We start from the raw sequence: 11,461 nt of genomic DNA, 5'->3' as shown, positions 1-11,461 counted from the left end.
ACCGCCGCCGCGCCGTGGGCTTCGGCTCAGTCGCGCGCCGCGACTTCGTCGATGTGGTACAGCAGGTCGGCGGGATCCTCGTAGACGCGGAAGGCACCGGCGTGCTCCAGCTCCTCCTGGCCGTAGCCGCCCGAGAGCAGGCCCACGCCGAGCGCGCGGCAGCGCTGCGCAGCGAGCATGTCCCAGATGCTGTCGCCCAGCACCAGCGCGTGCTGGATGTCCACGCCCAGCCGGTCGGCTGCGGCCAGGAAGAGGTCCGGGTCGGGCTTGGCGTGGCGCACGTCGTCGCGGGTGATCACCGGCACTTTCGCCGGATCCACCCCCAGTGCCTCGAGATTGTGCGCCGCCGTCTCCATGCGTCCGCTGGTGGCGATGGCCCATGGCAGGCCGGCGTCGGTGAGCCAGGCCAGCAATTCACGCGCACGGGGCAGCGGTTGCACGCCGCCGGCCTCGGCGCGACGGCCATACGCCTGCGCGTGCCAGCGGCGCAGCCGCGCCACGCGGTCCTCGGTGATCTCGATGCCGGTCTCGCGCAGCAGTATCCGCGTGAAGAGGCCACCGCTCATGCCGATCTTGCGGTGGATGCGCCATACCGAGAGCTCGATGCCCTCGCGGTCGAGGGCCTCCTTCCACGCCAGCACGTGCTGGTAGACGCTGTCGACCAGCGTGCCGTCGAGGTCGAACAGGAAGGCGGTTTTGTTGCGGCTCATGGCGGCTCTCCCAAGGGGGCTGCCAGTGTCGCCGAACGGACATCACGCAAACGTGCGGCCCACGCGGGCGTGAGGGGCGGATTTCAGGCCTGCGGCAGCAGCGGGCGGCCGGCTTCCATCACCGCCAGCGCGGCGGCGCCGAGCAGGCCCGGTTCCGGATGCAGCACGGCGACGGTGGGCACCTGGCGCATGGTGTCGCTGAAGCGCCCCTTGGCCTCGAAGCGCTGGCGGAAGACGCCCCGCTGCAGCCAGGGCAGCAGGATCGGCAGCAGGCCGCCGGTAAGGTAGACACCGTCCCAGCCGCCCAGGGTCAGCACCAGATCGCCGGCGACGGAGCCGAAAATGCCGGCCAGCGTCTCGACCGTGCGCACGCACAAGGGATCGGTGCCGGCGCCGGCGTGCGCCGTGATGTCCTCGGGGGTGTAGTCCTGCGCTCGCTCGCCAGCGATGTCGGCCAGCGCCGAATAGAGGTTCACCAGGCCGGCGCCGCAGATCAGCCGCTCGTTGGAGACGCGGCCGAAGCGCTCGTTGAGCCGGTGCAGGATCTCGATGTCCTCGCGGCTGTGCGCGGCGAACCCGGCATGGCCACCCTCGCTTTCCAGCACGCTGCAGTGCCCCTCGCGCCGCAACAGCCCACCGACGCCCAGGCCCGTGCCCGGTCCCATCACCACGAAGGTCTGGTGGCCGCAGCGGTCCAGCCGCGGCAGGGGTGGTTCGCCGACTGCCTGCAGGTGCTCCGGCTGCAGCAGCGGCACGGCCATGCTCTGTGCGGCGAAATCGTTGACCAGCTTGACCGAGGCCATCCCGAGGTCGGCCTGCAGCGCGTGCGCCGCGACTCCCCACGGATTGTTGGTGATCTTCACCGTCTCGCCGTCGGCGATGCGCCCGGCGGCAGCGATGACCGCGCACGGCGCGGTCAGACCGGTGTCGGCGAAGTACCGGCGGATCGCGTCCGCCAACGTGGCGAAGTCGCGCACGCGGTAGCGTCGCACGCTCTCGGTGAGCAGCGGCTGGGGATGGTCGACGTCGGCCAGTGCGAAACGGACGTTGGTGCCGCCGAGGTCGGCGAGCAGGGTAGGGGATCGGGTGTCGAAGCTCATGCGGTCGTGTGCAGTGGATGCAACGTCGCGGGCGCGGCGGCAATCGGGGGAAGGTATCGGAAACGGGCCATGCTGGCTACTTGCGGGCACCCACCGCCGTTGCGACACTCCGGAAGTGTGACCTGAAGGGGAATCATGCATGGTCTGCATGGAGGCAGTGACCCGGCACTATCGGGTCGGCGGGCAAACCATCGCCGCGCTGGATGGAGTCAGCTTCACGGTGCCGCGCGGCCAGTTCATGGCCATCGTCGGGCCGTCCGGGTCGGGCAAGTCGACCCTGCTCAACATGCTCGGCTGCCTGGACCGGCCCGACAGCGGCCGCTACCTACTCGAGGACATGGACGTATCCGCCTTCGACGACGAGCGCGCCAGCGAGTTCCGCAACCGGCGCATCGGCTTCGTGTTCCAGTCCTTCCACCTGTTGCCGCGGCTGTCGGTGCTGGAGAACGCGCTGTTGCCGGCGCGCTTCCTGCGCGGACCGGGCGAAGGCCTGGAGGAGCGCGCCCGAGGGTTGCTCGGGCGCATGGGCCTGGATCGGCACCTGACACACCGCCCCGGCCAGCTCTCCGGCGGCCAGATGCAGCGCGTGGCGATCGCCCGCGCGCTGCTGATGAAGCCCGCCCTGCTGCTGGCCGACGAACCCACCGGCAACCTCGATTCGAAGAGCGCAGCCGACGTGCTAGGGCTGCTCGACGAGGTGCATGCGCAAGGCCAGACCGTGGTGTTGGTGACCCACGACGCCGACATCGCAGCGCACGCGCAGCGCCAGGTCGGCATCCGCGACGGGAGGATCGAGTTTGATTCGGCGGCGTGACTGGGTGGCACTGTTCGCATTGCTGGCCTGCAGCGGTGCACGCGCTACCGTGTTCAGCGGCGAGATACGGATGGCCGATGCGCAGGGCATCTACACGCCGCCCTCGATGAGCTCGCCAGTGGTGCTGCGCTACTACGTGCCCGACGCCGCGCATGTGGGCAAGGGCGACGTGCTGCTGCGCATCGACGCCGGCCCGGCCGAGGCCGAACTGCGCAAGCTCAAGGCGCAACTGGAGCAGACCGCGGCCAAGAACGCCAAAGAGATCGCCGAGCTGGAGCTCAAGCAGTCCGATGCCGACCTCGCGCTGGCCGACGCGCAGGCCGAGCGCGATACCGCGGCGGTGGATGCGGCGATTCCGAAAAACCTGATCTCCGCGCTCAACTACGATCGCTACCAGAGCGAGATGCAACGCACCGAGCGCGCACTGGCTGTCAAGCGCGAAGCGGCGCAGCAGGCGGCCGAGGCGGTGGCGCGGCGGCGCCAAGACAGCGATCTCGAGCTCGAAAAGCAGCGTCTGTCGCTGGCGTTCAACCAGGACCAGGTGACCCAGGCCGAAGTTCGCGCCACGCGCGCGGGCACGGTCATCCACGGCTTCGATAATTTCTTCGGCCGGGGCGGCCGCTACGAGGAGGGCTCGTCAGCCTACCCGGGCAACGAGGTCGGCGAGGTCGTCGGCCAGGGCGACGATTACTCGGTGAATGCCTGGGTGCTCGAACCCGACCGTGCGGGCCTGAAGGTTGGGCAGACGGTTTACCTCAGCATCGACGCCTTGCCTGGCAGCAGGGCACGCGGCCGCATCCAAGCCATCGCGGGTGCACCCATCGCCCGCACGCAGTGGGGCGACGGCCGCTATTTCGAACTGGACATCGCGTTCGACAAGGGCACCTCGTTCGCATTGCGCCCGGGCATGAGCGTGCGCGTCGATACCGCGCAGGAGCCGGCCCCGGTGGCGGCAGCCAGCGTTTCGACCGCACCCCTGCGCATCGAAGGCGAACTGTTCGCCCAGCGCAGCCTGGCGATCTCGCCGCCGGCGGTCGATGGCCTGTGGCAGCTCACCGTCACGCAGATGGCCGGCGATGGCGCACAGGTGAAGAAGGGCGACATGCTGGTGGTCTTCGACAGCAGCGAGGTGGTGAAGAACCTCACCGCCAAGCGCAGCGAGCTGGCCGAGAAGCAGCGCAAGCAGGAACAACTCAAGCTCGACCTCGCCGATCGCGCGCGGGAAGCGCAGCTCGCCACCGCGCAGGCGCGCGCGGAAGCGGAGAAGGCGCGACGCAAGGCGACCGTTCCCAAGGACTACGTAGCTGGCGTCGAGTATCGCAAGCTGGTCGTGGCGCGCACCAAGGCGGAACAGAAATTGCGTCTGACCGTCGAGCGTGAGCGCATCGCCGCGTCCGCGCGGACGGCCGAGAAGCGCTTGGCCGATGCCGAAGTGGCGCAGCTGGCAAGCGAGGTGGCCGAACTCCAGCAGTCGCTCGGCGCGCTCACCATCACCGCCCCGCGCGACGGCATCGTGTTGCACCAGTCCGCCTGGGACGGCAGCAAGATCGACACCGGCTCGCAGATCTGGCGAGGGCAGTCGGTGGCGCAGATGCCGGACCTGTCCACCCTCGCCGTGCGCGCGGTCCTGCCCGAGCGCGACCTGTCGCAGGTCCGCGTAGGCCAGGCCGTGCAGGTGCAGGTCGCCGGGGGCGGCCGGCGCCGACTGGAAGGCACCGTGGCCCAGATCGGCAACAACGTGCACAGCAAGTCGCGGGTGGAGGCGATTCCGGTGATCGACTTGCTGATCCAACTGAAGGATGGCCAGCAGGCGGGGCTCAAGCCGGGCCAGTCGGTGCAGGTGGCGATCCCGCCGGCCAGGGAGGGTGTCTGATGCGGCGTCGGATAGGCGGGTTGTTGCCGTTGTTGCTGTCGCTCGCCGCCTGCGGCAGCGCGCAGAAAGTGGACTACACCGTGCTCGAACAGGCGCACGCCGGCCCGCTCGAATTCAGCGTGCAGGCCGATGGCGAGTTGCGCGCGGTCACCGCCACGCCGCTGCTGGTGCCCGGCCAGCAATGGACGCCGCGCCAGCTGAGCTGGATGCTGCCCGACGGCAGCCACGTGACCAAGGGCGAGCTGGTCGCGCGCTTCTCCGCCACGCAGAGCAAGCAGGACCTGGCGCAGGCGCGCATCGACCTGGAGCGCAACCTGATCGCTCGCGCCGGCAAGCAGGGCGAGCTGGCGGACAAGCGCGGGCAGCTGGATGTGGACATGATCCAGGTCGATGGCCAGCTGGCGATCGCCCACCGCTACGCGCACGCCACGCTGGCTGCGATCGCGCGCAACGATATTCTCGATGCCGTGCAGGATGCCGCTTACCTCGGCGTGCGCCGACAGATCCTGGAATGGCGCGAGCAGCAATCCAGCGCCCGCGGCGAGGCCGAGTTGGCCGTGCTCGATGCCCAGCACAACACCTACGACATGGTCGCCAAACAGAAGCAGGCCGACCTCGACGCGCTGGAGCTGCGTGCGCCGCACGACGGCGTACTGGTGCTGGAACGCGACTGGTCGGAACAGCTGCCGCACGTCGGCAGCAGCCTGTGGGCAGGCAACAGCTTCGCCAGCCTGCCCGATCTCGATGCGCTGGAAGTGCAACTGGCCGTGCCGCAGATCGAGGCGCAGGGCATTGCCGTGGGCGATGCGGTGGAACTGCATCCCTGGGGCCGGCCGGACCAACAGGTCTCGGCCAAGCTCCACTGGCTGGCTGCAGCGGCCCAGCCGCGCGACCGCGAGAGTCCGGTGAAGTACCTGCTGATGAAGGCGCGCGTGCCCGCCGAGGCGGTGCGTCGCTACGGCTGGGCGCCCGGGCAGCGCTTCGTCGGCAACATCCTGCTGCTTAAGACGCCGCATGGCATGAGCGTGCCCAACTTGGCGCTGGGCGGCGACGGTGATGCGGCGACCGTGCGCGTGCTCAGCGGAGGCGATGAAGTCGTGCGCAAGCTCAAGCTCGGTGCCCGCGGCGCCACTCGCACGCAGGTACTCGATGGCCTGCACGAAGGCGACCGCATCCTGCTCGCCACCGGCGGCACGGGAGCGGGCGCATGAAGGCCGGTCCGTGGCGCGAGGCGATCGAGGAACTCTCGCGGCGCAAGCTGCGTACCCTGCTCACCTTGCTCGGCATGATCTTCGGCGTGGGCGCGATCGTGGCGATGCAGGGCGTGGGTGCGGGCAGCCGGCGCGAAGCGCTCCGGCTGGTCGAGAGCCTGGGCCTGCACAACCTGATCGTCGAGGCGCACAGCGCCGACGGCGATGCGCTCAAGGAGGCACGCGCCCGCAGCCTGGGCCTGACCGAAGCCGATGCCCGCGCGGCACTCTCCGTCGTGCCCACTGCCGAACGCTTTGCGGCGGAGAAGCGCATCAAGGCCTGGGGTGTCTTCAGTGACCAGGGCACCAGCCAGGCGCAGGTCAGCGGCATCAGCCCGGACTACTTCGAACTGGCATCCCTGCACGTGGCCCAGGGCCGTGCGCTGAGTGCCGGGGACGACGCACGGCTGGCCGCCGTGGCGGTGCTCGGCGCGCAGGTCGCGCATGACCTGTTCCCTGGCGGCAAGCCGCTGGGCCGGTTGCTCAAGGTCAACCAGGTCTGGCTGCGCGTAGTCGGCGTGCTGGCCGATCGCGACCTGGACAAGGACCGCTTCGAAGGTGTGGCACTAGGCGCCGACAGCGACCGCATCTTCGTGCCGCTGGCCAGCGCCCGCGCGCGCTTCCGGTTCCAGCCGATGGAAGATGAGATCGATCGCTTCCTGCTGCGCGTGGCCGATCCTGATCGCCTCGGCGACGGTGCGCAGGTGCTCGGCCAGGTGCTGGACCAGCGCCATGCCGGTGTGGACGATTACCAGCTGGTCGTGCCGCAGCAGCTGTACCGGCAGAACCAGCAGACCCAGCGCATCTTCTCCATCGTGATGGGCTCGATCGCCGGCGTCAGCCTGCTGGTCGGCGGCATCGGCATCATGAACATCATGCTCGCCAACGTGCTCGAGCGGCGCCGCGAGATCGGCCTGCTGCGCGCGATCGGTGCGCGCCGGCAGGACATCGTGGTGCGTTTCCTGCGCGAGGCGGTGGTGATCTGCACGGCTGGGGCGCTGATCGGGCTGCTGTTCGGCGCCGCGCTGGCGTATGCGATCGCGCTGTTCGCCGGCTGGCAGGTGGCGTGGGAGCCCATTGGCATCCTTGCCTCGGTGGTCGCGTGCCTGGCCATCGGCCTGGTCTTCAGCTTTTATCCGGCGCGGCAGGCGGCGGCGCTGGACCCGATCGCCGCGATACGGGACGCTTAGGCGGTAACCCTTCGACTCCGCTGCGCCGCGATCAGGGTGAACGGTTAAAGAATTCGCGCGTAGGCGCCCGCGCAGCGCCGAAGTCGAAGACCTTGCCTCGACCTCCGCCCAAATCCGTTTCCCTCCAGGGGAGGGTGCCCGACAGGCCGGGTGAAGGGTTGGGGCGCAGCGTGGCGTCCCGGCGATACCGAATCCTTCTCCCACCCCTTTCCCGAGAGTAGGTCTCCCCCGGCGGGATGATGGATCGCCGCAGGCCGGAGGGCGCGCGGAGCCCAGGCGTAGAATGGCGCCTTTCGCACCACCGCAGGATTCTCCATGAGCTTTCCCGCCATCCGCATGCGCCGCATGCGCCGCGACGCCTTCTCCCGCGCGTTGATGCGCGAACACACGTTGGTGCCGAGCGACCTCATCATGGTCGCGTTCGTGATCGAAGGCGAAGGCCAGCGCGAGCCGGTCCCTTCGATGCCCGGCGTCGCGAGGCTGTCGATCGACGAGCTGCTCAAGCTCGCCGGCGAGTGCGTTCGCCTGGGCATCCCGGCGCTGGCGCTGTTCCCCTCGCCCGATCCGTCGGTGAAGAGCGAAGACGCGGCCGAGGCGTGGAACCCGGACAATCTGATGCACCGCGCCACCCGCGCGCTGAAGGAGGAGTATCCCGACCTCGGCCTGATCGGCGACGTGGCGCTGGACCCCTACACCACGCACGGCCAGGATGGCCTGATCGACGCGCACGGCTACGTGATGAACGAACCCACTGTCGAGGCGCTGGTGAAGATGTCGCTGGCGCAGGCGGAAGCGGGCATGGATTTCGTGGCGCCCTCGGACATGATGGATGGCCGCATCGGCACCATCCGCGACGCGCTGGAGGAAGCCGGGCACATCCACACGCGCATCCTCGCCTATTCGGCCAAGTACGCCTCCAGCTTCTACGGCCCGTTCCGCGACGCGGTCGGCTCGGCGGCGAACCTGGGCAAAGGCAACAAGCACACCTACCAGATGGACGTGGGCAACTCGGACGAGGCCCTGCGTGAAGTGGAGCTCGACCTGGCCGAGGGCGCCGACGCGGTGATGGTCAAGCCGGGCATGCCGTATCTCGATGTGCTGCGCCGGGTAAAGGACGCCTTCGGTGCGCCGACTTTCGTCTACCAGGTCTCCGGCGAGTACGCGATGCTCAAGGCTGCCGCGCAGAACGGCTGGCTGGACGAAAAGGCGGTGGTGCTCGAGTCGCTGACCGCGTTCAAGCGCGCCGGCGCCGATGCCATCCTCACCTACTACGCCATCGACGCTGCACGGTGGTTGCGCGGCGAATGACGCCAGTTTTTGCCGCCGCAGCGTATCGCGCGCGATGAGTGCGGGGGGCAGGACGCATCGGAGCGCGAACTTGCCGCGTTGCAGGGTATCTGGGAACAGGTCGGGTTCGAGGAGAGCGGTGTCGTCGATGCGCCGGACGGCACCGGCGCCCCGGGTGCGCTCACCCGCTTCCACGGCAACCGCTTTTTCCGTGTACACGCTCCAGGGCGAGCTTCTGCTGGAGGGCGCGTCCGAGCTGGATGCCACGGGCAAGCCCCGGCGCGATCACCTGGATCGATGCGATCGGGCCCGACGCAGGCAAGCGGCTGCCGGCCAGCTATCGCCTGGAAGGCGACCGCTTCGTGTTCATCGCGGCCGATGAGGGCGCACGCGGCCGAATGAATTCCGCACCGTGCCGGGGCTGACGCTGCGCCGCTTCGTGCGCCGGCATGCCCCGTGGCCGGCCGGCGATCAACGCGGCGCCTAGCGAAAGCCGGGCGGCACGTCGGCCGCTCGCCATGCCGCCCGATCAGCGTGGGCGGCTGGGGTGGAGGCGGATCTCGTACACCTTCGGCCAGCATTTGCCGGTGACGAACAGGCGGTCGTCGACAGCGTCGTAGGCAATGCCGTTGAGCACGTCGTTGTTCGGATCGGGCAGGCTGTCGGGCTTGGGTCCGAGCCCGGCCAGATCGATCCAGCCGATCACCTTGCCGCTGGCCGGGTCGATCCGCGCGATGCGGTCGGTCAGCCAGACGTTGGCATAGAGCTGGCCCTTGACCCACTCCAGTTCGTTGAGGTTCGCCAGCGGCTTGCCGTCGGCGGTGACGTCGATCCGGCCGACCTGCTGCAGGGTGCGCGGATCGAGGATGCGGATCGTCGGCGTGCCGTCGCTCATCAGCAGGTGCGTGCCGTCGGTCGTGAGGCTCCAGCCTTCGCCGGGATAGGTGAACTTGGCCAGGGGAGTGAGCGTGGCCAGGTCGTAGACGAAGCCTTGATGGTCCTGCCAGGTCAGCTGCACCAGCCGGCCCTTCCACGCGACGATGCCTTCGCCATAGTCCGGCCAAGGCGTCGCAGCCTGCTGCAGCACCTTGCCGCTGGCGAGGTCCACCTTGCGCACCGAGGACGCGCCCACCGTGCCGGTGGCCTCGTAGAGGTATCCGTCGAGGTAGAACAAGCCTTCGGTATAGGCCTGCGGATCGTGCGGGAAGGCGCGCACGATGGTGTAGCCCTGCAGCGGGATCGATGCGGCCATGGCCAGGCCCGGCAGCAACAGGCCGGCCAGTGCGAACGTGATGCGATTCATGCGCGGATGATCCCACGTCAGCCATCGCATCGGGATGGACGATGGCGCCGGGTCGGGCGTGGAATAATCGAACCCTCGACAACAAGGCGTCGCGCGCGTGGAAAGTCATCACTACCTCGAAACCGCGCTGGTGTTCCTGCTGGCGACGGTGATCGCCGTGCCGTTGACCAAGCGCTTCCGGCTGGGTTCGGTGCTGGGCTACCTGCTTGCCGGCGTAGTGATCGGGCCGCAGTTGCTGGGGCTGGTCAGCGATACCGCGGGCGTGGCGACCATTTCCGAGTTCGGCGTGGTGCTGATGCTGTTCGTGATCGGCCTCGAACTCTCTCCGCAGCGGCTGTGGGTGATGCGCCGTGCAGTGTTCGGCACCGGCTTGCTGCAGGTGCTGGCCTGTGGCGTGGCCATCGGCGCGATCGGCTTTGCCTGGTTCGGACTGAGCGGCCGGGCGGCGGTGATCGTCGGCGGCAGCCTGGCATTGTCCTCGACCGCATTCGGTCTGCAGATCCTGGCCGAGCGCAAGGAAGCGGGCTGGGCCTATGGGCGCCAGGCGTTCGCGATCCTGCTGTTCCAGGACCTGGCGGCGATCCCGCTGATCGCCGCGGTGCCGTTGCTGGCGGCCTCCGGCGGACACGGCGTGGAGCTGGCGAGCGTGTTGCGCACGGTCGGCGCGATCGTGGCGGTGGTGGTGGGCGGACGCTACCTGTTGCGGCCGGTGTTCCGCTTCGTCGCCAGGGCCGATGCAGTGGAGGTGTCGACCGCGACCGCGCTGCTGGTGGTGATGGGCACGGCGTGGCTGATGGAGCGGGTGGGCGTGTCTTCCACGCTCGGTGCGTTCCTGGCCGGCGTGCTGCTGGCCGACTCGGAGTACCGGCACGAACTGGAGTCGCACCTGGAGCCGTTCAAAGGCCTGTTGCTGGGTCTGTTCTTCATCAGCGTGGGCATGTCGATGGACCTCTCGCTGCTGCTCGGCGAGCCGCTGCGCGTGCTGGCACTGGTTGCCGGATTGCTGTTGGTCAAGGGCGTGCTGCTGTGGCCGCTGGGGCGGCTGGTCGGCGGACTCGATCGCGGTGAGGCGCTGCGGCTGGCAGTGCTGCTGGCCAGCGGCGGCGAGTTCGCCTTCGTGGTGCTCAACCTTGCCGACGGGCAGCACGTGCTCGACGGCACCCTGCACAACCGGCTGGTGCTGGCGATCACCCTGTCGATGGCACTGACGCCGTTGCTGGTGGCGCTTGCCGGGCGCCTGCTCGGCGCGCGGCCGAAAAAGGCGGTGCGCGAGTACGACACCATCGAGACCGAGTCGCCGCAGGTGATCATCGCCGGCTACGGGCGCATGGGGCAGATCGTGGCGCGCGTGCTGCGCGCGCAAGGTATCCGCTTCGTCGCGCTGGACCACTCGGTGGAACAGATCGACCTGGTGCAGCGCTTCGGCGGCTGGAACGACATCTTCTACGGCGATCCGGCGCGCCCCGAGCTGCTGCGCGCGGCTCAGGCGGACAAGGCGAAGGTGTTCGTGCTGGCCAGCGACGATCCGGAATCGAGCCTGCGCGTGGCGCGGCTGGTGCGGCGGCAATACCCGCACCTGAAGGTCATCGCCCGCGCGCGCAACCGCCAGCATGTGTGGCGCTTGATGGATCTGGGCATCGACGCACCGGTGCGCGAGACCCTCTGCTCCAGCCTGGAGATGACGCGCATGACGCTGGAGGCGCTGGGCGTGGCGCCCGACGTGGCGGCGGCACGGGTGGAGCGTTTCCGCCAGCAGGACGCCGAGCTGCTGAAGCGGCAATACCTGGTCTACGACGACGATGCGCGCATCGTGCAGACCACACGCGAGGCGCTGGCGGACCTGGAACAGTTGTTCGAGGCGGATGCCGAGCGCGAAGGCTCGGGGTCGCCGTCCTCCAGCTGAGTGCCGGATAGTTTTTCGCGAGCCCATTCCC

At 69.1% G+C, this 11,461-nt stretch carries 10 protein-coding genes; 7 read left to right on the top strand and 3 right to left on the bottom strand.

What is annotated here, in order from left to right; all coding sequences use genetic code 11:
• Nucleotides 1–26 precede the first annotated feature (26 nt).
• Nucleotides 27–710, bottom strand: coding sequence for an HAD family hydrolase (locus BMZ38_RS12245; RefSeq protein ID WP_091337940.1), 684 nt, complete (start codon nucleotides 708–710; stop codon nucleotides 27–29).
• 83 nt (nucleotides 711–793) lie between these two features.
• Entirely contained in the window at nucleotides 794–1,810 is a 1,017-nt protein-coding gene (glk, locus tag BMZ38_RS12240) for a glucokinase (RefSeq protein WP_091337936.1), read from the bottom strand.
• Between the two features lie 139 nt (nucleotides 1,811–1,949).
• Between glk and BMZ38_RS12235 the strand changes: the two genes are divergently transcribed.
• The 6 genes from BMZ38_RS12235 (at nucleotide 1,950) to BMZ38_RS17880 (ending at nucleotide 8,649) form a co-directional block, all read left to right on the top strand.
• The gene (locus tag BMZ38_RS12235; protein ID WP_091337933.1) at nucleotides 1,950–2,624 is read left to right on the top strand and encodes an ABC transporter ATP-binding protein; all 675 of its coding nucleotides are present in this window, start codon (nucleotides 1,950–1,952) and stop codon (nucleotides 2,622–2,624) included.
• On the top strand, nucleotides 2,608–4,497 hold the full coding sequence (locus BMZ38_RS12230; RefSeq protein ID WP_091337930.1) for an HlyD family secretion protein: 1,890 nt from the start codon (nucleotides 2,608–2,610) through the stop codon (nucleotides 4,495–4,497). Before BMZ38_RS12235 ends, BMZ38_RS12230 begins: the two co-directional genes overlap by 17 nt.
• Nucleotides 4,497–5,708: an efflux RND transporter periplasmic adaptor subunit gene (locus BMZ38_RS12225; RefSeq protein WP_091337927.1), complete on the top strand. Its 1,212-nt coding sequence runs from the start codon at nucleotides 4,497–4,499 to the stop codon at nucleotides 5,706–5,708. The genes BMZ38_RS12230 and BMZ38_RS12225 overlap by 1 nt, the downstream gene beginning before the upstream one ends.
• The gene (locus BMZ38_RS12220) at nucleotides 5,705–6,937 is read left to right on the top strand and encodes an ABC transporter permease (protein WP_091337924.1); all 1,233 of its coding nucleotides are present in this window, start codon (nucleotides 5,705–5,707) and stop codon (nucleotides 6,935–6,937) included. The genes BMZ38_RS12225 and BMZ38_RS12220 overlap by 4 nt, the downstream gene beginning before the upstream one ends.
• 315 nt (nucleotides 6,938–7,252) lie before the next feature.
• Nucleotides 7,253–8,245 carry a porphobilinogen synthase gene (gene hemB / locus BMZ38_RS12215; protein ID WP_091337921.1) on the top strand — a complete coding sequence of 331 codons (993 nt, stop codon included), beginning with the start codon at nucleotides 7,253–7,255 and terminating at the stop codon, nucleotides 8,243–8,245.
• Between the two features lie 239 nt (nucleotides 8,246–8,484).
• Entirely contained in the window at nucleotides 8,485–8,649 is a 165-nt protein-coding gene (locus BMZ38_RS17880; protein ID WP_217638751.1) for a hypothetical protein, read from the top strand.
• Between the two features lie 104 nt (nucleotides 8,650–8,753).
• On the opposite strand, the gene BMZ38_RS12205 is transcribed toward BMZ38_RS17880, so the two are convergent.
• Entirely contained in the window at nucleotides 8,754–9,527 is a 774-nt protein-coding gene (locus BMZ38_RS12205) for a glutaminyl-peptide cyclotransferase (RefSeq protein ID WP_091337915.1), read from the bottom strand.
• A 97-nt stretch (nucleotides 9,528–9,624) separates the two neighbouring features.
• Here BMZ38_RS12205 and BMZ38_RS12200 point away from each other — a divergent pair, with 97 nt between their 5' ends.
• On the top strand, nucleotides 9,625–11,430 hold the full coding sequence (locus BMZ38_RS12200; protein WP_091337912.1) for a monovalent cation:proton antiporter-2 (CPA2) family protein: 1,806 nt from the start codon (nucleotides 9,625–9,627) through the stop codon (nucleotides 11,428–11,430).
• The last annotated feature ends 31 nt before the right edge of the window (nucleotides 11,431–11,461 follow it).

Origin of the sequence: Frateuria terrea, from assembly GCF_900115705.1 — a bacterium.
In the GTDB taxonomy this organism is placed as follows: Bacteria; Pseudomonadota; Gammaproteobacteria; order Xanthomonadales; family Rhodanobacteraceae; genus Frateuria_A; species Frateuria_A terrea.
Note: the sequence above shows the minus strand (reverse complement) of the source record. Positions and strands in the feature narration are given on the sequence as shown.